General features: G+C 59.4%; 21 protein-coding genes. 9 read left to right on the top strand and 12 right to left on the bottom strand.

Going from position 1 to position 18,780, the window contains the following annotated elements; genetic code table 11:
* Positions 1-20: 20 nt before the first annotated feature.
* From ACR0IK_RS01500 to ACR0IK_RS01475, 6 genes are all read right to left on the bottom strand, one after another.
* Positions 21-902 carry a DMT family transporter gene (locus tag ACR0IK_RS01500; protein WP_480640215.1) on the bottom strand — a complete coding sequence of 294 codons (882 nt, stop codon included), beginning with the start codon at positions 900-902 and terminating at the stop codon, positions 21-23.
* A 137-nt stretch (positions 903-1,039) separates the two neighbouring features.
* Complete coding sequence (locus ACR0IK_RS01495; protein ID WP_480640214.1) at positions 1,040-1,453, bottom strand: Fur family transcriptional regulator; 414 nt, start codon at positions 1,451-1,453, stop codon at positions 1,040-1,042.
* 55 nt (positions 1,454-1,508) lie between these two features.
* Positions 1,509-2,231: an endonuclease/exonuclease/phosphatase family protein gene (locus ACR0IK_RS01490; protein WP_480589458.1), complete on the bottom strand. Its 723-nt coding sequence runs from the start codon at positions 2,229-2,231 to the stop codon at positions 1,509-1,511.
* A gap of 47 nt (positions 2,232-2,278) precedes the next feature.
* The gene (locus tag ACR0IK_RS01485) at positions 2,279-2,641 is read right to left on the bottom strand and encodes a cupin domain-containing protein (RefSeq protein ID WP_480589460.1); all 363 of its coding nucleotides are present in this window, start codon (positions 2,639-2,641) and stop codon (positions 2,279-2,281) included.
* 191 nt (positions 2,642-2,832) lie between these two features.
* On the bottom strand, positions 2,833-3,672 hold the full coding sequence (locus tag ACR0IK_RS01480) for an isocitrate lyase/PEP mutase family protein (RefSeq protein ID WP_480640213.1): 840 nt from the start codon (positions 3,670-3,672) through the stop codon (positions 2,833-2,835).
* A 79-nt stretch (positions 3,673-3,751) separates the two neighbouring features.
* Complete coding sequence (locus ACR0IK_RS01475; RefSeq protein WP_480640773.1) at positions 3,752-5,170, bottom strand: protein adenylyltransferase SelO; 1,419 nt, start codon at positions 5,168-5,170, stop codon at positions 3,752-3,754.
* Between the two features lie 87 nt (positions 5,171-5,257).
* Here ACR0IK_RS01475 and ACR0IK_RS01470 point away from each other — a divergent pair, with 87 nt between their 5' ends.
* Both ACR0IK_RS01470 and ACR0IK_RS01465 read left to right on the top strand, forming a co-directional pair.
* The gene (locus ACR0IK_RS01470; RefSeq protein ID WP_480589462.1) at positions 5,258-5,677 is read left to right on the top strand and encodes a cupin domain-containing protein; all 420 of its coding nucleotides are present in this window, start codon (positions 5,258-5,260) and stop codon (positions 5,675-5,677) included.
* A gap of 3 nt (positions 5,678-5,680) precedes the next feature.
* Complete coding sequence (locus ACR0IK_RS01465) at positions 5,681-6,568, top strand: fatty acid desaturase (protein WP_480589463.1); 888 nt, start codon at positions 5,681-5,683, stop codon at positions 6,566-6,568.
* A 58-nt stretch (positions 6,569-6,626) separates the two neighbouring features.
* On the opposite strand, the gene ACR0IK_RS01460 is transcribed toward ACR0IK_RS01465, so the two are convergent.
* Both ACR0IK_RS01460 and ACR0IK_RS01455 read right to left on the bottom strand, forming a co-directional pair.
* A complete protein-coding gene (locus ACR0IK_RS01460) occupies positions 6,627-7,049 on the bottom strand; it encodes a GIY-YIG nuclease family protein (RefSeq protein ID WP_480640212.1) in 423 nt (140 codons plus the stop codon).
* A 9-nt stretch (positions 7,050-7,058) separates the two neighbouring features.
* Positions 7,059-8,162, bottom strand: a complete 1,104-nt coding sequence (locus ACR0IK_RS01455; RefSeq protein ID WP_480589464.1) for an anhydro-N-acetylmuramic acid kinase — start codon at positions 8,160-8,162, stop codon at positions 7,059-7,061.
* Between the two features lie 211 nt (positions 8,163-8,373).
* On the opposite strand from ACR0IK_RS01455, the gene ACR0IK_RS01450 reads away from it, so the two are divergent.
* Together ACR0IK_RS01450 and tyrS are read left to right on the top strand one after the other, a co-directional pair.
* Positions 8,374-9,639, top strand: coding sequence for an MFS transporter (locus ACR0IK_RS01450; protein ID WP_480640211.1), 1,266 nt, complete (start codon positions 8,374-8,376; stop codon positions 9,637-9,639).
* Between the two features lie 92 nt (positions 9,640-9,731).
* On the top strand, positions 9,732-10,985 hold the full coding sequence (tyrS, locus tag ACR0IK_RS01445) for a tyrosine--tRNA ligase (RefSeq protein WP_480640210.1): 1,254 nt from the start codon (positions 9,732-9,734) through the stop codon (positions 10,983-10,985).
* An 86-nt stretch (positions 10,986-11,071) separates the two neighbouring features.
* Here the strand turns inward: tyrS and ACR0IK_RS01440 are convergent, their stop codons facing one another.
* Positions 11,072-11,950, bottom strand: a complete 879-nt coding sequence (locus ACR0IK_RS01440) for a hypothetical protein (protein ID WP_480640209.1) — start codon at positions 11,948-11,950, stop codon at positions 11,072-11,074.
* A gap of 209 nt (positions 11,951-12,159) precedes the next feature.
* On the opposite strand from ACR0IK_RS01440, the gene ACR0IK_RS01435 reads away from it, so the two are divergent.
* On the top strand, positions 12,160-12,915 hold the full coding sequence (locus ACR0IK_RS01435; protein ID WP_480589468.1) for an SDR family NAD(P)-dependent oxidoreductase: 756 nt from the start codon (positions 12,160-12,162) through the stop codon (positions 12,913-12,915).
* A gap of 9 nt (positions 12,916-12,924) precedes the next feature.
* The gene (locus ACR0IK_RS01430; protein ID WP_480589469.1) at positions 12,925-13,476 is read left to right on the top strand and encodes a sugar O-acetyltransferase; all 552 of its coding nucleotides are present in this window, start codon (positions 12,925-12,927) and stop codon (positions 13,474-13,476) included.
* On the opposite strand, the gene ACR0IK_RS01425 is transcribed toward ACR0IK_RS01430, so the two are convergent.
* From ACR0IK_RS01425 to ACR0IK_RS01415, 3 genes are all read right to left on the bottom strand, one after another.
* Positions 13,473-15,281, bottom strand: coding sequence for an ABC-F family ATP-binding cassette domain-containing protein (locus ACR0IK_RS01425; RefSeq protein ID WP_480589470.1), 1,809 nt, complete (start codon positions 15,279-15,281; stop codon positions 13,473-13,475). The two genes, ACR0IK_RS01430 and ACR0IK_RS01425, sit on opposite strands and share 4 nt — an antisense overlap.
* A 41-nt stretch (positions 15,282-15,322) precedes the next feature.
* Positions 15,323-16,057, bottom strand: a complete 735-nt coding sequence (locus ACR0IK_RS01420) for a GNAT family N-acetyltransferase (protein ID WP_480589471.1) — start codon at positions 16,055-16,057, stop codon at positions 15,323-15,325.
* 97 nt (positions 16,058-16,154) lie between these two features.
* Entirely contained in the window at positions 16,155-16,631 is a 477-nt protein-coding gene (locus ACR0IK_RS01415) for an outer membrane protein assembly factor BamE (protein WP_480589472.1), read from the bottom strand.
* Between the two features lie 85 nt (positions 16,632-16,716).
* On the opposite strand from ACR0IK_RS01415, the gene ACR0IK_RS01410 reads away from it, so the two are divergent.
* The 3 genes from ACR0IK_RS01410 to plsX all read left to right on the top strand — a co-directional run bounded on the left by ACR0IK_RS01410 (position 16,717) and on the right by plsX (position 18,779).
* The gene (locus ACR0IK_RS01410) at positions 16,717-17,253 is read left to right on the top strand and encodes a YceD family protein (RefSeq protein WP_480589473.1); all 537 of its coding nucleotides are present in this window, start codon (positions 16,717-16,719) and stop codon (positions 17,251-17,253) included.
* A 206-nt stretch (positions 17,254-17,459) separates the two neighbouring features.
* Entirely contained in the window at positions 17,460-17,666 is a 207-nt protein-coding gene (gene rpmF / locus ACR0IK_RS01405) for a 50S ribosomal protein L32 (protein ID WP_008756996.1), read from the top strand.
* Between the two features lie 24 nt (positions 17,667-17,690).
* Entirely contained in the window at positions 17,691-18,779 is a 1,089-nt protein-coding gene (gene plsX, locus ACR0IK_RS01400; RefSeq protein WP_480589474.1) for a phosphate acyltransferase PlsX, read from the top strand.
* The last annotated feature ends 1 nt before the right edge of the window (position 18,780 follow it).

The raw sequence follows: 18,780 nt of genomic DNA, 5'->3' as shown, positions 1-18,780 counted from the left end.
CGCCAACGTGCGACGATCCGTCAGGCCGCGACGGCCAGTTCACGGGCCAGCTTGCGCTCTCGGATAAAGGTGTACATGCCCGACCCCATGATCAACGCCGCCCCGGCGAAGGTCAGGAAATCAGGGCGCTCCCCGAACATCAGCATCCCTGCCATGATCGAAAAGATCAGCCGGGTATAGCGGAAAGGCATCAGGGCCGAAGCCTCGCCGATCCGCATGGCGGTGACGATGCCGTAATACCCAAGCACACCGAATCCGACGGCGCCCAGATAAGGGCCGAGTTGCGCCGATTGCAGCGGAATGACGGGCTGCGCCGAAAACACCATCAGCGCCACACCTGATACGGCCACTGCAAGATAAGCCTGCAAAGCCACCACCGAAGACGCGACCCGCGGATCAAGCTTGCGGGTGATCAGGTCCCGCGCGGCGATGGCGATTACGGTTGCCACCACGAACAGGGAGTCGGGTTGAAACCCTTCAAATCCCGGCCGAATGATCATCAGAACGCCGATGAAGCCCAGCCCGACGGCGCTCCAACGCCGCCAGCCGACTTTTTCCCCCAGAAACAGCGCCGCGCCCATGGTGACGGCCAGCGGCATCGCCTGAAACACGGCGGCCACGGTAGACAGATCAACCAGCGACAGCGCGGTGACAAAGGTCAGCGCCCCAACCATCTCGGTCGCAGCGCGGGCCAGCGGCAAGGGCTGCCAGGCCACGGGATCAAGGATGCGCTTGCGGGTGACCACAGCCAACAAACCGAACAGAATCCCACAGACAACGCCCAGAACAACCATGATCTGACCGGTCGGCACGGTGACCGACAGCAGCTTGATGAACATATCCTCAAGCGCAAAAGCCGCCATAGCGCCGACGACCAGCAAAATGCCGTTTACGTTGTTCATGGTCATTTCCGTAAATCTCTGCGGCCCTATTCGCCGCCCCTTATGTCACCCAAAACGCAAGACACTCATTCAAGCAAGCATTATCCCACGGGAAATCATGATTTCCCGTGGGCCTGCCGTTCGAGTTTGGTGATGGATCAGTCCTGGTCCAGCGGCACGCCGTACAGTTCCAGCCGGTGGCCCTTCAGCTTATAGCCCAGTTTGGCGGCTATTTTTTCCTGCAGCGCTTCGATCTCGGGGTCTACGAATTCGATCACCTCGCCCGATTGCATGTCGATCAGGTGATCGTGGTGGTCACGCTCGGCATCTTCATAGCGCGCGCGCCCGTCACCGAATTCCAGACGCTCAAGAATCCCGGCCTCTTCGAACAGTTTCACGGTGCGATAGACGGTAGCGATGGAAATCCCCGAATCCACCCTGGAGGCGCGGGAATAGAGTTCCTCGACATCCGGATGATCTTCGCTTTGTTGCAAAACCTGTGCGATCGTGCGGCGCTGGCCGGTCATGCGCAGGCCTTTGGCTTCGCATCGGGCGATGATCGTGTCGGACATATGTGATCCCCAGAGTAGTTCGGGTTTCTGTCTTAATACGTCTGGGCGGCTGGCGCTACCGGGGAATTGCGGTTTCCCGCGCCGCCCGCAAATCGGCCCAGATCGGCAGGTGGTCAGAGGCGATATGCGCTGGCCGCGCATCGTGGACGCCATGCACCACGGCCTCAAGCCCCACGCCCAGCGCGATCCGGTCCAGTGCCCCCAAGGGTTGCGCGGCCGGGAAGCTTGGAACGGGCGGTAAAAAGCGCATGTCAGGGGCTAGGTGATCCAGCACCGGTTGTCGCGACCATTCGTTGAAATCGCCGGCCCAGACGGTGGGCATATGGTCCAGATCATTGTCAAAACGACGGATATGGGTGATCTGCTGGCGCCGGGACGCAGGCAACAACCCCAAATGCATTCCCATCACCCGCAATGGCCCGATATGTGTGTCGAACTCTACCCGTACCGCGCCCCGGGGCTCCAACCCCGGCAGGTCGTGGTGACCGGCCTGCCGGACCCGGATCGCGTCCCCACGCCAAATCACGGCGTTACCGTGCCAGCCCAGACTGCCCGCGCCGCCCAGATCGACAATCTGCCACCCGGCCTCATCCAGCATGAAATGCGGCAAGGCGGCGGGACGCGGCGGCAGGCGTTTATCGGCTTCTTGCAGCACCACGATATCCGCCTTCATGCTTTCGATGACCTGCATGATGCGTTGCGGTTGCCGTCGAAAATCCAGACCAACGCATTTCTGGATGTTATAGCTGGCGATGCGCAGGGTTGAGGATTGGATCATGGATGTCCTGTGATTGGCATGTAACAGTGCGCGGCAACCGGTTTCTCTCAAAACTGCGTAACCATTAAATTGACGGGTTCGCCCCCTTCGGCGGATGAGGCATGACCCGTTCCGGTAATGTCCTCTGCCCAGAACAGATCACCGGCCGTAAAGTCGCGAACCTCACCCGACCCCGCCTGAACGCGAAACGTCCCCGACAGAACCGTCGCAAGCTGCCGCTTGGGAGAGCGGTGCTGTATTCCTTTCCACCCTGCAGGCAATGTGAGGAAGACAAAGCGCGAGGCGTCAAACTCGCCGGACACATGGAAAGGCGCGGCGGGCGGGGCAAAGGTCTTGAGTTCCAGATCAATGTCCCGGTCTTCAAAATACGAAAGGCCCTCTGCGTCTTCCAACAACAAGGAGTAGCGCATGATGTGCTCCTTAAATCAAATTAGAGTTTTCCCCCGAAACACCCATTATGCAGCATTCTTCTTTGAGGGTAAGTCGGAGGGCGGTTGGATCTGGTGTTTCTTTCAGTTTTCCCCCAGTTCACAAGGTACGACGGGGAACTCTCATTCCTTCCCACATTTCGGCTTCTCTGCCGTTGAGTATCAAAAGGAAGTCATCGTCGATCCGATAACTTGCGTTGCGACATCACCGCGCTGATTTCATCTCCGGGCATCGCATCACGGGCATAAGTGAAGGTTCCGTTGACCCTGACCTCATGCGCGGCACGCTGTAACGCCCCAAACGCAGCGCGGGTGAACGACCCTCCCACGCTGATCCGCCTCACTCCGGCGTCTGACAGTTGCGCCACGGTATACGACGGAGCCTGCAGCCCCATGACGACATTCACGGGCTTGTCCACAGCGCTGCATACCGTTCGAATAGCGTCGATATCCGGAAGACCGGGCGCGTATAAAATATCGGCCCCAGCATCCGAGAACGCCTGCAGGCGGTTGATTGTTTCTGACAGGTCTTTTTGTCCCCACAGAAAACCCTCGGCCCGGGCGGTCAACAGAAATGGTTTTCCCCTAACAGCATCCGCAGCTGCACGAATGCGGTCGACCGCAATGGGTAGCGCGTAGATCGGATCACTTTCATCACCCGTCGCATCCTCGATGGACCCACCGACCAAGCCGACCTCGATCGCCTGCCCGATCGTCTCTGCGCAGGTTTCGGGAGCAGCGCCAAACCCATCTTCCAAATCGGCAGTGATTGGCAAATCCGTCGCCCGAACGATTGCGGCCGCATTTAACAGAATTTCCTCTCGCCCAAGGCTGGCAAATGAATCCCGCTTACCATTGGAAAAGGCGTATCCGGCACTTGTTGTTGCCAATGCGTCGAACCCCATGCTGGCCAGCAACCGCGCAGAGCCCACATCCCAAGGGTTCGGAATAACAAACGCTTCGTCCTTGTCGTGAAGCGCTTTGAAGCGTTCGAATTTTGTATCCTGGTTCACTTTGCATCCTCTTGGCAGCGGGAAGTATATCTATCCGGAACAAGCAGAGAACCCTTTTCTCAGCCGCTTGAAGACCTACTCACGTCCCGCAGAATGTCGCGTGGACCACTTCCTTTTCGGTCGGAGGATAGGTCAGATCGACCGCCTCGGGCTGATCGCTGTAGGGTTGCGCCAGAACCTTAGTCATACGAAGAAACGGGGCATAATCCCCCTGAACGGCGGCCTGTATCATCTGTTCAACCCGGTGGTTGCGCGGGATGAAAGCCGGGTTGGCGTCGTTCATCACCGCCTGTGGGTCCTGTTCCCGTTCCAGTCGTGTTTGCCAGCCAACAGTCCATGCGTCATAGGCCTCGGGCTTCAGGAACTGATCGCGGGCCTTATCACCCCCCAGCGCCCGGAATGTGTTGGTGAAATCGGCGCGGCTCTCGGCCATACGGGTCAGCAGATCGGAGATCAGGGCTTCGTCGCTTTCCTCTTTGGTGGTCAGCCCGACCTTGGCGCGGAACCGCCCCAGCCATTCCTGATGGATCAGACCCGGCATGGCGTGCACGATCTCAGTGGCTTCTTCGACGGCGGCCTCGGGTTCATTGACCTGTTGGATCAGGGCGGTGGCCAGTTGCGCCAAATTCCACACCGCAATGTCCGGCTGGTTGGAATAGGCATAGCGCCCCATCTGGTCGATCGAACTGTAGACCGTATTCGGATGATAACTGTCCATGAAGGCGCAGGGCCCATAATCGATGGTTTCCCCGGCAATCGAGCAATTGTCGGTATTCATCACTCCATGGATGAACCCGACGCTCATCCACTGCGCGATCAAACGCGCTTGCGCATCCCGCACTCCGCGCAGCAGACCCATTGGTCCCTCGGCACCCGGATAGTGCCGGGCAATGGCGTAATCGGTCAGTTTCCGCAGGTTGTCGGTCTGCCCGCGTCCGGCGAACACCTGAAACGTCCCCACACGCAGATGGCTTTGCGCCACGCGGGTCAGCACCGCGCCGGGCATCGGGCCTTCGCGGAAAACGATCTCTCCGGACTCAACCGCCGCAAGGGCGCGGGTGGTCGGAATGCCCAGCGCGTGCATCGCCTCGGACACCACGTATTCGCGTAGCACTGGCCCCAGCCAGGCCCGGCCATCCCCCCTGCGGCTGAACGGCGTCGGGCCAGAGCCCTTCAGCTGGATGTCCCGCCGGATACCATCCGTTCCGACCGTCTCACCCAACAAAACCGCGCGCCCGTCGCCAAGCTGAGGGTTATAGCTGCCAAACTGATGCCCCGAGTAAAGCTGCGCAATCGGCTCGGCCCCCTCGGGCAGCGTGTTTCCAGCGAACGTTTCGGCCATCTCGTGCACGTCACCAGGGGTGACACGCAGAATACGCGCCAATTCCTCGTTGAACGCCACAAGACGCGGCGCGCGCACCGGTATTGGCGCTTGCCGCGCATAGAAGCTGTTGGGAAGCCGGGCGTAGCTGTTGTCAAACGGGATCGTCAGGGTCATGTCGCAAACATATTGCTGAACCACACGAATACCATAGCGGATCGCACCTGCGCGTGCATAATCACCGCATATGACAATGAGGCCCCAATGACCGCGCAAGAAATCATCGATCACCTGAACCTGTCCCGCCATCCCGAGGGGGGCTGGTTCCGCGAAACATGGCGCGCGGATAACGAAGGCCGCGCCACTGGCACATGCATTTATTTCCTGCTGCCAAAAGGTGAGCGCAGCCACTGGCACCGCGTAGATGCGACTGAGATCTGGCTGTACCACGCCGGTGCGCCGCTGACCCTGTCGCTCAGCCCAACGGATGACGGCCCCGCGACCGACCATCTGCTGACCCCGGACCTGACCAAGGGTGCACCGCAGGTCATCGTGCCCAAGAACCACTGGCAATCGGCGCAAACCACCGGAGACTTCACTCTGGTCAGTTGCACCGTCTCTCCAGGGTTCGAGTTCGACGGGTTTGTTCTGGCTGAGCCGGTTTTTGATATTCCCCGCAGCTAAAGCATGGATCACCGCGAACTCATATCGTCGATCCCGCCCGAGGCGAAAGACAACTTGCAGCGTCGCTCGAACACAGCCGGGCTACGGCATCTTGCGCTTTACATCGCTGTGCTGGCGGCTACGACGACCTGGATCGCGCTCAAGATTCCGTATTGGTCTGTGTTCTTGGTGCCCCAAGGGGTGCTGTTGGTCTTCCTCTTCACTCTCAGCCATGAATGCACCCACAAGACACCGTTTCGCAATGGATGGCTGAACGACATAATCGGGCATCTGGTCTCGATCCCCATTGCCCTGCCTTTCAAATGGTTTCGATATTTCCACCTGGCGCATCACAAATGGACCAACCACCCGGAAAAAGACCCCGAGCTTGCGGGTAAACCGCGGCCAGACAACTGGCCCGAATTGTTGATCTATCTCAGCGGTTGGCCCTATTGGACCGGAATGGCAAAGACTCTGCCGCAAAACGCCTTTGGCCAGATCGATGCGCCTTACCTGCCCGCCTCCCAACACCGTGCTATGCGGATCGAGGCACGGCTATTGTTGGCTCTCTACACCTTCTTAGGTCTCAGCCTGTTCTACACGCCGCTTTTTTTCTGGTTGTGGCTCTGTCCGGTCCTGATCGGGCAACCTTTTCTGCGCCTCTACCTGTTGGCCGAGCACGGGTTATGCCCCCCGGTCGCTAACATGCTGGAAAACTCGCGCACGACCTTCACCAACCGAATCGTCCGATTTCTGGCCTGGAACATGCCGTATCACGCGGAACACCATGCTTTTCCGAATGTGCCTTTCCACCAATTACCGGCCTTGCACGACTGGACACGAGCACACCTGAAATCAACCTCGGATGGGTACCCGAAATTCGCGGGTGAGTATGCAAAGTCTCTCAGATGATTTTTTACCTGGGATGCCTTCCCACAAAGATGGCATCATGAAACGGTCGGGCCCACAGTTACGCACGCAGGTTCCAAGCCGGTCTGGCTTCAGGTGACTTTAACAACGCATGCTCCTGTTCAACATAGTCCTTGCAAGCCCGCCACCTGAAAGAAACATATCCACCTTCGGAAAAGTTGGAATTTATCTTCGCGTTGGTTCGGCACTTTTGCAGTTGCCCGCCCTTAAACGGATGCCGTGGGGAAACCGTACCGTATTGGACGCTGAGGCGGTTGTGCAGGTTTTTTGCCCTGCCGATGTAAACAACCGCATCATTTGCCAATATCCAGTATACCCCCGAGGTTTTCGGTGCGTTGATCTTGAACGAGCAATAGGGCACATCATACTCTACCCCAATGGCATAACCTTTTGGGTTCGAGAAACGGTCCTGCGGTCTGAGGTTCAGGTCTGCGACAACGCTCTGTTCACTGTCGAAATTCATCTCTCAACCTCAAACCGCACTCAACACCCCGCCTCCGACCAGGGCCTTGACCCCCGTCGTACCCGGGCAAGAGGTCGGCAGCCCCCTAGCCACGCGCACGGCCAGATAGGCAAATGCCTGCGCCTCGAGCATGTCGCCGTCCAGACCCACGGCCTCAACCGGTTCAACCGGACACTCGAGCGACACCCGCAGCATTTCCATAAGCACCGGATTGTGGCGTCCGCCGCCGGTCACCAGCACGCGCGAAGGCGGTTTTGGGCAGTGCTCCATCCCCTGCACCACGCCGGCTGCACACATTCCCGTCAGGGTGGCCACGGCATCGGCGTCAGAAAGCTCCTGCACCAGTCCGATCATCTCGGCAAAATCGTTGCGGTCCAGCGACTTTGGCGGCATCCGGGTAAAGAACGGCTCGGCCAGAAACAGCTCCAGCGCCCCGGTTTCAACCGTCCCGCCCCGCGCGACTGCGCCGTCGCGGTCCATCGGCAGGCCAAGCCGGGCCTGCATCAGGTCGTCCACAGGCGCATTTGCGGGGCCAGTATCGAAGGCCAACAGCGCGCCCGGCTTTTCGGGCCCGTCAAAGCTGGGGTCTACATAGGTCAGGTTCCCGACCCCACCGAGGTTCAGAAAACAAAGCGGCTCGGCAGCGCCGATCCACTTGGCACAAGCAAAGTGGAAGAACGGCGCCAGCGGAGCGCCCTCGCCCCCCATCGCCACGTCATCGCTGCGGAAATCCCAGACCACTGGCACGCCCAGCGCTTGCGCCAGACCTTTGCCATCACCCACCTGCAACGTTCCCTGTCCGCTTGGTTCGTGCGCAAGGGTCTGGCCGTGGAAACCGATCAAGTCGACGTCTTCAAACTCCGACAGCGCCTCGGCATGGGCAATGGTCACCAACTCGGCCGCCCGGTCCACCGCCGGGCCGTGCCATTGGCCAAGGGCGGCGCGCAGATCGGCGCGCTCGGCATCGGAATAGGCGCGATAGCCGCTGGGGCCAAAGCCGATGATCCTGTTTCCGTCGGTTTCGACCACTGCCGTGTCCACACCGTCCAGCGAAGTTCCAGACATCGCACCCAGGGCCTTGATCGGCCCGCTTTTCCTGATGGCCCGGTTCACGCTCACCTCTTGTGTTTATTGGCGTCGTCTGCACGACGCGGCGCGCCAAACCTGCACGTTTCAGGCAGTCCAAGGCAAGCCAGAATGCACCTTTCGCGTGTATTTTTGACGCAACCTGCGCGCCTGCAACCACATCGCACCCATCGGGACAGTTGCACGAAGACACGGGCTGAGTAACCATTGAACCTAACTGTATCTCAAACGGACTGCCATGACGGACACACAGACACCCAAGCAACCCGCCGAGGGGCGCAATTACCAGTTGATCTTTTGGTCCGGATCATTGGCGACGATTGGCGGGCAGTTGGTGAATCCCAATCTGGTACTGCCGTTCCTGTATCTGGCCCTGGGCGCACCAACGTTTTTCGCCGGACTGCTGTTGCCTTTCGTGACCGGGTCGCGGCTGATCGCCGAGATTTTTATGTCTCCATTCATCAATCGGGTGACCCGCGCGAAATTGGCAGTTTACGTGCCCAACATCCTGACCGCTGGGATTCTGGCCATCGTGGCCCTGTTCGCGACCAATCTGCCCAATTTTATGATAGTGCTGCTGTTCCTCACGACCGCTTTGGTCATGGGTTTATGTCAAGGCATCACCAGTCTGGGCACCAGTCAGATTTACGGCATTTCCGTCCCCAATGAGAAACGCAACCGGATGGTATTCGCGCAGGCTACGATATCGGGCATTTTGGCCATCCTTGTTGTCTGGGTGACCCGGGACCTTCTGGCCTCGGACCTACCGATGCAGCGCCATATCGTCGTTTTGTGGTGTGGGGTCATTGCGATGTTCGCCGCCGGGGTCAGCTTTGCCGGTGTCCGCCTGCTGGAAGAGGAACAGGTCCACGCGCCTGCTCCGAAGGCAAAACCAAAACCGCTGGCCGAGCTAGTGACCGGGTTCAAAACCGGCATGGCCTACGGGTGGTATCGAAAGTTTCTGACGGCCCGGCTGATCTTTGTCTCGGTTGAACTGGCGATGCCCTTTTACACGATCCATGCGGCAACGTTCCATGTAGGGACCAAACACTCGCTGAGTTACTTCGTCATGGCGGCCAGTCTGGGGATGGTGCTCGGCTCGATCATCTGGGGCTGGCTCAGCGGACGGATCTCGGTCAAGCCGGTGATGTGGCTGGGATGCCTGATCTCGGCGGTTTCGGCCATCATGGCGCTGGCCTTCACCTTCATGGGCTATGCGCAGAATGTCTGGATCTATGCTCTGGTCATCCTGCTGCTGTCATTGGGCGGGAACGGCGTGATCTATGGGCGCTACCTCTACATCATCGAAATGACCTCGGAAAAGGAACGCCCGTACCTGGTTGCCCTCGGAGATGTCAGTGCCGGTCTGGTCGGGATGGTCTTTGCCGCAATCCTTGGTGCAGTGGCGCATCTACACGACCCAGTGACGCCGATCATTGCGCTGGCGGTACTGAATCTGATCGCAATGCTCTATGCCTTCCGCTTGCCACCAACCAAAAGCTGACACAGGCCCGCGTAATGTTGGAAAAGGTGCCTTTTCCTTACCCAACGCGCCGCCTATACAGTGCCCCGCAACTTCTACCCAAAGGGCACGCTATGACCTACCATCCCAAATCGGATTTCATCGCCACGATGATCGAGCGCGGCTTTCTTGCCGACTGCACCGATTATCAGGGCCTTGACGAAGCGCTGATGAGTGGATGCAAGCCGGCCTATATCGGCTTTGATGCAACGGCCAAGTCGTTGCATGTGGGCAGCCTAATCCAGATCATGATGCTGCGCTGGTTCCAGAAAACCGGCCACCAGCCGATCACCCTGATGGGCGGCGGCACCACCAAGGTGGGCGACCCGTCCTTCCGCGCGGATGAGCGTCCGCTGCTGGGTCCCGAACAGATCGACGAAAACATCGCGGGCATCAAAAAGGTGTTCTCGGCCTATATCGACTATGACAGCGACGCCGAGAACAAGGCGCTGATGCTGAACAATGCCGAATGGCTGGACGGTCTGAACTACCTCGATTTCCTGCGTGATATCGGGAGACATTTCTCGGTCAACCGCATGCTTTCGTTTGAGTCCGTGAAATCGCGGCTGGATCGTGAACAATCGCTGAGCTTTCTCGAGTTCAACTACATGATCCTGCAGGCCTATGACTTCCTTGAGCTGAACCGCCGCTATGGCTGCGTTCTGCAAATGGGTGGCTCGGATCAGTGGGGCAATATCGTCAACGGGATCGACCTGACCCGCCGCGTGTTGGACCACGAGATCTATGGCCTGACCTCGCCCCTGCTAACCACCAGCGACGGCAAGAAGATGGGCAAGTCTCAGGATGGAGCGGTGTGGCTGAACGCCGACATGCGCTCGCCCTATGAATTCTGGCAGTTCTGGCGCAACACCACCGATGCGGATGTTGGGCGGTTCCTGAAGCTCTATACCGAAATGCCGGTGGATGAGTGCGACCGTCTGGGCGCCCTGAAAGGGTCCGAAATCAATGAGGCCAAAATCCGCCTTGCCAACGAGGTAACCACTCTCGCCCACGGGGCCACAGCCGCCGCGACCGCCGAAGCGACCGCGCGCGAAGTGTTCGAAAAAGGCGGTGTTGGGGGCGATCTTCCCACCCTGACCCTCAGCCCTGCTGAGCTGGGCGACGGCATGTCCATCGTGCAGATTATCGTTAAGTCGGGTCTGGCGAAGTCGGGGAAAGAGGCTAAGCGCCTGATCGCCGAGAATGGTGCCAAGCTGGATGACGCTCCGCTGACTGATGCCGGGCTGATGATCGACGCAGGCGCGCTGTCGTCCCCGATCAAGCTCAGCGCGGGTAAGAAACGGCACGCGCTTGTGCAACTAGGCTAATCCCCGCGGAAACTCACAAAAAATCGGCCACCCAAAACGGGTGGCCGTTTTTATTTTAACCACTTCAGCTTGAAACATCCGCGGGTTTAGCGTTTGCCGCCTTTGCCGCCACCTTTTCCGTCGCCGCCTTTGCCGCCACCGTGGCCACCTTTGCCGCCACCTTTGCCATCGCCGTTGCTGCCACCGTTGCCGTGACCCCCGCCGCCTTGGCCAGAGCCATTGCCGTGACCGTTGTTGCCCCCACCGTTGCCGGTTCCGGGGCCGGATCCGCCGTTGTTTCCTCCGCCATTGCCAGAGTTTCCGTTGTTTCCGTTCCCGTTGCCGGGACCACCATTGTTGCCGCCGTTTCCGCCACCATTGTTGCCGCCGTTGCCACCACCGTTGTTGCCGCCGTTGCCGCCGCCGTTGTTGCCGCCGTTGCCGCCGCCGTTGTTGCCGCCGTTGCCGCCGCCGTTGTTGCCGCCGTTGCCGCCGCCATTTCCGGGATTGCCACCCCCATCACCGGGACCACCTCCGCCATCGCCAGGGTCACCGCCGCCATCACCGGGATCGCCACCACCGTTACCGGGGTTACCACCCCCACCTCCGCCGCCCGAACCCGAGTCATTTCCGTTGTCAGAGTCGAAGCCCGCAAACTGATCATTGCCCCGCGCCTCACCCCGGTTTTCCGACGCACTGATTGAGCCTGTCGGCTGGTCCGTCAGCAATGCTGCCAAACCCGGGCACTGCGCGGTTGTGTTGCGCAGTGTCACTGGGAAATCCTGCCGCGTTTGCAGACGTTTCAGAAAGCTGGGCGTCACCTGCTGGCAATCGCACATCGCCTGATAGTCCCCGCGATTTGCCGCGTCCCGCGCCGTTTTCCAGTTGCACACCTCGGGTGCTGCTGCGGCGCTGCCTGCCGCCATCATTGTCAGAAACGGTGCTGTCACCAGCACGGGAATTCCAACCTTCAAACTCTTAACCATAACGATTGTCTCCTTGCACGACGCCCTTTGGACGCGTCATTTCGCCTGATATCGATGTGAGACCCGCGCATTAAGCATGGTTAAAGGTCTTCTGAGAAAGGTTTGAGAAATGCCTGATTTCCCGGAAAATTGGCGTCAAAATGATGGACAAAATCTAAACCGTCGGATTAAATGAACATACGTTCATATCCTGAAAGGAAGGATCTTTCATGCAATTGTCGACCACAGCTGCGGTCATCACCGGCGGTGCCTCAGGCCTGGGTGAAGCCACCGCCCGCCATTTCGCGGATCAGGGCGCACAGGTCACCATCCTTGACCGTGACGCAGAACGCGGCACTCAGGTTGCCGCGGAAATCGGTGGGTATTTCGCGGAGACGGACGTTACTGATGAGACCTCAGTCGCGGCGGCGATTGCACAGGCGGCGGATCGGATGGGTCGGATCACGGCTACCGTAAACTGCGCCGGCATTGCCTATGGCATCAAGACGGTCGGTAAAGACGGCCCCCACCCACTGGACGCGTTCCAACGCACCATCGATATCAATCTGGTCGGAACCTTCAACGTCTCGCGCCTGGCAGCGGTCGAGATGGCCAAGAACGACCCCGAACCGGATGGCGCGCGCGGGGTGATCATCAATACCGCCTCGATCGCGGCGTTTGACGGGCAAAAGGGACAGTCGGCCTATGCGGCCTCGAAAGGGGGCGTAGTTGGAATGACCCTGCCTATGGCGCGTGATCTGGCCTCGACCGGAATTCGGGTGATGGCCATCGCGCCGGGCATCTTCATGACCCCTATGCTGGCCGGTCTTCCCGAAGAGGTGCAGCAGCAACTGGCCGCCGATGTCCCCAACCCGGCCCGTTTGGGTGACCCGCGTGAATACGGACGGCTGGCCGGGTTCATCGTCGAAATGGGTTACCTGAACGGAGAGGTCATCCGCATCGACGGTGCCCTGCGGATGCGGTAAGTCTGGTGCATGACCGAACGGGAAAAGATGCAGACCGGGCAGTGGTATTGCTGTCTGGACCCGGAACTGGACGCCCTGCGCGCGCAAGCCCGTCGCGTGGTTCATGCGCATAACACCTGTCCACCGGATAGCCGCGGTGCGATGGCACCGGACTTACGGGCGCTGCTGGCCAGCACCGGGCCGGATTGCTTTTTCGAGGCCCCGTTCCACTGCGCCTATGGGATCAACATTCACCTCGGCGCGCGGGTTTACTTCAATGCCGGTTGCGTGGTTCTGGACACCGCACCTGTGCGCATCGGTGACGACACGATGTTCGGCCCGCACGTCCAGATCTATTGCGCCCAGCACGCTCAAGACCCGGCCGAACGGGCGCAGGGTCTGGAAATTGGGTTGCCTGTGACCATTGGCCGGAATGTGTGGGTTGGCGGAGGTGCTATCCTGATGCCCGGCGTCACCATCGGCGACAACGCGACCATCGGCGCGGGCAGCATCGTAACCAAAGACATCGCTGCCGGAGAAACGGTGGTCGGCAACCCTGCCCGACCGCTGCCCCGAACCTAAGCGCCCTCGGCCTTTTCTTCCAGCGTCAACCACTCTTCCTCTGCCGCCGCCAGTTTTTCCTGCCGCTCGACCAATGCCTCGGTCGCCTTCTGGAACTTGACCGGCTCGCGGGTGAACAGCTCGGGGTCAGACATGAGTTCTTCCAGCTTGCCGATCTCGGCCTCAAGGCGTTCGATCTCGGCGGGCAGCTTGTCCAGCCGGTGCTTCTCCGAGAAGGACAGACCCGATTTCGATGGGTTCTCCTGCTTTATCTTAGACTTAGAGGTCTTTGTTTTTTCTTCCTTCTTCGGAAGAAGGTCGCCCCTCTGCGCGATATAGTCCGACCACCCGCCCGCATAGACCGTGGCGCGGCCATTGCCCTCCATCGCGATGGTAGTAGTGGCGACCCGATCCAGAAAGTCCCGGTCGTGGCTGACCAGCAGGACGGTACCGTCATAATCGTCCAACAGTTCCTGCAGCAGGTCCAGAGTTTCGACATCCAGATCGTTGGTCGGTTCGTCCAGCACCAGCAGGTTCGAGGACTTTGCCATCAGCTTGGCCAGTAATAACCGTGCTTTTTCGCCACCTGACAGAGACTTAACGGCCGCTCTTGCCTGCCGTTCGTCGAACAGAAATTCCTTGAGGTAGCCGACCACGTGTTTGGGTTGCCCTCCGACCATCACCTGATCGGCCTTACCCGACACTCGCATCTCGGGGTCGCCGGTCAGGCTGTCCCACAGGCTCATTTCGGGGTCCAGCTGCGCACGGGTCTGGTCGAAAACCGCGATTTCGAGATTGGTGCCCAGTGTCACCGAGCCTTCATCCGGTTGCTCCTGCCCCAACAACATCTTCAACAGCGTCGTCTTACCCACACCGTTAGGGCCGACAAAGGCTACACGGTCGCCGCGCTGCACCAAAAGATCAAAGTTCCGAACAATCTGCTGCGCGTCAAAAGACTTGGCCAACCCTTTAGCCTCAATCACCTTTCGTCCGGATTTCGGCCCTGCCTCCAGTGTCATCGCCGCTGAACCCTGCCGCTTGATCTGCGCCGCCTTCTCGGCCCGCAACGCCTGCAGTGCCCGCACCCGGCCCTGATTGCGTTTGCGACGGGCGCTGATGCCCTCAACGGCCCATTTGGCCTCGGACTTGATCAGGCGGTTCAGCTTATGGCGCTGCTGGTCTTCTTCTTCCCAGACCTTATCGCGCCACGCCTCAAAGGCGCTGAACCCCTGCTCTTGCCGCCGCACCATGCCCCGGTCGATCCACAGCGTTGCGCGGGTCAAAGCGCGCAGAAACGCGCGGTCGTGCGAGATCAGCACATAGGCTGTCCGCGTTGCACCCAATTCACGTTCCAGCCAAGCGATGGCCTCGATATCCAGATGGTTGGTCGGCTCGTCCAGCAGCATCAAGTCGGACGCCTCGGCCATCAGCTTTGCCAGTGCCGCCCGCCGCCGCTCACCGCCCGAAGCGGTTTCGACCGGACGCGAAGGATCGAACTTTAGTCCTTCGCCGGCGCGTTCAACTTTGTACAGCTCGCCCGGCTCCAACCCGCTCGAGGCGTAGTCGCCCAGCGTGGTAAATCCCTCCATACCGGGGTCCTGCTCCATGTATCCGACGGATTTGCCCGGAGGCACCACGATATCGCCGCGATCAGGCTCAACCAGACCGGCCATCACTTTCATCAATGTGGATTTGCCGGACCCGTTCCGCCCGACCAGCGCCACGCGGTCGCCCGGTTGAACCACCAGATCAAGTTCGGAAAACACCGGATCGCCCCCGAAAGTCAGGGATATGCCGGACATCTGCAACAAAGGAATTCTCACCATGCCTGCCAGCTAAACCGGCAGGGCCGAAGCGTCAACTTGGATTACCTGGCCACTGCCCGCAGCAGACGTTTCCGGGCCGGCGGAATCGCGCCAATCTCGAGCCCGGTGAAGACATGCAGTGTGTTCATGTGGCGATCCACCACCGCATGATCACTGACCCAGCCGCCCATCATCAGATAAGTGCGCAGCAAGGGTGGCATCCGCAGCATTGCCATTTTCTCATCCGGGCGGCGGCGCAAACGGGCGGCAAAGCGAAACACATCCGGTGCCTTGACCCGCGGCAGCCAGCGTTTTGGCGCCAAATGCCTTTGTTTCAGCATGGCAAAGGCATCAAGATAATCCGCTGTTTCCGTCCCTGCAAAAGAGGAACAGCCAAACAGCATCTCGACGTTGTTCTGATCGACATAGGTCGTCATTGCCCCCCATGCGACGCGAAGAATGTCCGGGTCGGTCCAGTCGGGATGAATGCAGAAGCGTCCCATCTCGACCATCCGCCCTGTGAACCCTTGAAGGGCAGAAAGGTCATAAAACTGCGCCGAATAGCTGCGGGTGATCTCGGAGCCGTCTTCCATGGTCAGCATACGAAAACAGCAGACCAACTGCCTGCCTTCTCGCATATCTTCGACCAGGATATGGGCACAGATCGAATCGAATGCGTCCTGATCAGTCTGATCGGATCCGAAAGCCATCGTGCGCAACCGCTGGGCAGCCGTCACATCCTGCGGTGTCTGCGCCAATCGCGCGCGATATCGGCCTTTACCAAGCAATAGTGCCATGGTCGCATCCTCCGCGGTTGCTGACCCGTTACGTCTTGCTGTGTCACTATCACATCATGTGTGACTGCCATGTGACCATAGCAAGGTATGGCATTCGTTACTGCGACGCGCCGGGAATATTGGCTGGGTTGAAGTTGCCGATGTTGCCCAAGAGCTGACGAATAAAGCCCTGACCCTGAATTGTCGATTCGGTAATGCGGCGATCCAGCGGAACAACGATACCGTCCTCAAGCCCGAACCGCTCGATGTTCCGAACGACGCCACGGTCATCAAAGCTGATTGCCACCAGCTCACGCGAGACAACTTCGGGTTTTTTCGGGCCATAGTGACGAACGCGTGACCGGACGTAATAGAACCCGGAATCGCGCACCACTCCGGATGAGCTTGGCGCACCAACGGTTTCGAGAACACTGTCACGGGTGTCGACACCCACTTTGATCTCGGCAAGATCCTCAGGGGGCGGGATATACCCGTGATTCTTGAAGACCGGAGTACATGCACTGGCCGCCGCCAGACAGGCCGCAAAGACAAGCGTTCTGGACGCCGGTTTCAACCTGTTCACAACCTTCAACATTTACACCCTCTTGCCTTGGCCCTTTGCGGGCCCTATCCGCTTACATCAAACCGCAGCCCCGGTTCAACACAGGAAAGGGTCACGAATGAGCAACCAGACATCTCTGCGGGTGGCCGACCTGCCCCAAAACGCAGCCACGCCTTTTGACTTGCGCCCGGACAACAAGGCGTTGGAGGCGATAAGGGACGACTTGGGCTTGCTTGGCCTGCGCAAACTCAGCTTTGTGGGTGACGTAAGGGCACAGGGCAAACGCGACTGGGCGCTGAATGCAAAATTGGGCGCTACAGTAGTTCAGCCCTGCGTGGTGACTCTGGAACCGGTGACCACCCGCATCGACATCCCCGTAACCCGAGTATTCATTGCCGACTGGGTTGATCCCGAAGAGCCCGAGTTCGAAATCCCCGAAAATGACGAGACTGAACAATTGGGCGCTGAGATCGACCCGGCACTTGTGATGATCGAGGCGCTGTCGCTGGCCCTGCCCCAATACCCGCGCAAAGAAGGCGCCGAGCTGGGCCAGGCCGACTTTACCGAGCCGGGAAAACAGGCGATGACCGATGAAGACGTCAAGCCGTTTGCCGGGTTGGCAGGATTGCGCGATGCGTTGAAAAAAGACGAGTGACATAGGTCTGTTTTCCTGTCATAGCAGGCGCTCAGAAAAATCGCTTGAACATACCGAGAATCGCAGTATTTTCGCGCGCTCATCGGAATTTGGGTTGGACAACGTGGGGCTCGTACCCTAAACGCGCGTCAAACCACGAGAAAAACGAAGAATGAAACCCGGCCACAGCGAATCTGTCGGCCCTTAGTTAGACAAAGGTTGAGACCATGGCCGTCCAACAGAACAAAGTTTCCAAGTCGCGTCGCAACAACCGCCGCGCACACGACGCTCTGGTTGCTGCAAACCCGAACGAATGCCCGAACTGCGGCGAGCTGAAGCGCCCGCACCACGTGTGCGCGTCCTGCGGTCACTACGATGATCGTGAAGTCGTCGCACAAGCCGACGAAATCGATCTGGACGAAGACGCGGCCTAAGCCTTTTAAAAGCGAAGGCAAGGCATGACTGAACAGCCCACGCACGCCGGACGGATTACCATCTCGGTTGACGCTATGGGCGGAGATTCGGGGCCCGCAACCGTGGTTGCGGGCATCGCCAAATCGGCAAACATAAACCCCGACATCGCGTTCATCCTGCACGGGCCTGAGCAAAGGCTGCGCAAACTTGTCGCCAAACGGCGTGTCCTGCAGGGGCGCGTCGTTTTTCGTGATTGCCCCGACGTAGTCACGATGGAGGACAAGCCCAGCCAGGTTGTCCGCAACGGCAAACAGACCTCGATGTGGTCGACGCTGGATTCGGTGCGCAATGGCGAAGCCCATGGCGCCGTCTCCTGCGGCAATACCGGCGCGCTGATGGCATTGTCGATGATGCGGTTGCGTAAATTGCCGGGCGTGAACCGCCCGGCAATTGCGATTCTGTGGCCGTCGCGCAACCCGCAAGGGTTCAACGTGATGCTGGATGTGGGCGCGGATGTGCGGGCCGACGCCAAGGATCTGCTGCAATACGCGCTGATGGGCGCGTCTTATGCCCGTAACGGCATGGCGCTGGAACGTCCGCGCATAGGCCTGCTGAATGTGGGCACAGAAGAACACAAGGGCCGCGCCGAGCTGAAAGAAGCCCACGCAATGATCGCCGAGTTCGCAGAGCAGGCGAATTTCGAATTTGTCGGCTTCGTCGAAGGCAGCGACATTCCCGGTGACAAGGCAGATGTCATTGTAACCGATGGCTTTACCGGCAACGTCGCGATCAAGACCGGCGAAGGCACGGCCAGCCTGATTGGCGACCTGTTACGTCAGGCGTTCAAATACTCGCCCCTATCGCGCTTGGCCTCGGTTCTGGCGATCACATCGCTCAACCGTCTGAAAAAACGTATCGACCCGCGCCGTGTGAATGGCGGGGTATTCCTTGGCCTCAACGGAATCGTGGTCAAGTCGCATGGTGGCGCCGATGCCACCGGAGTCTCAGCGGCAGTCAAACTGGCCTTTACCCTCGCCCAGTCTGGCTTCGCCGAAAAATTGGCGGCACGGGTTGCATCAACAGCCGAGCTTGCACAAGATGCCGCCCACACGCCGCCAAAGGCCGGCGAATAAC

The sequence above is a fragment of the Ruegeria sp. BF7 genome (assembly GCF_056538605.1).
This window is presented reverse-complemented; position numbering and strand designations above follow the sequence as displayed.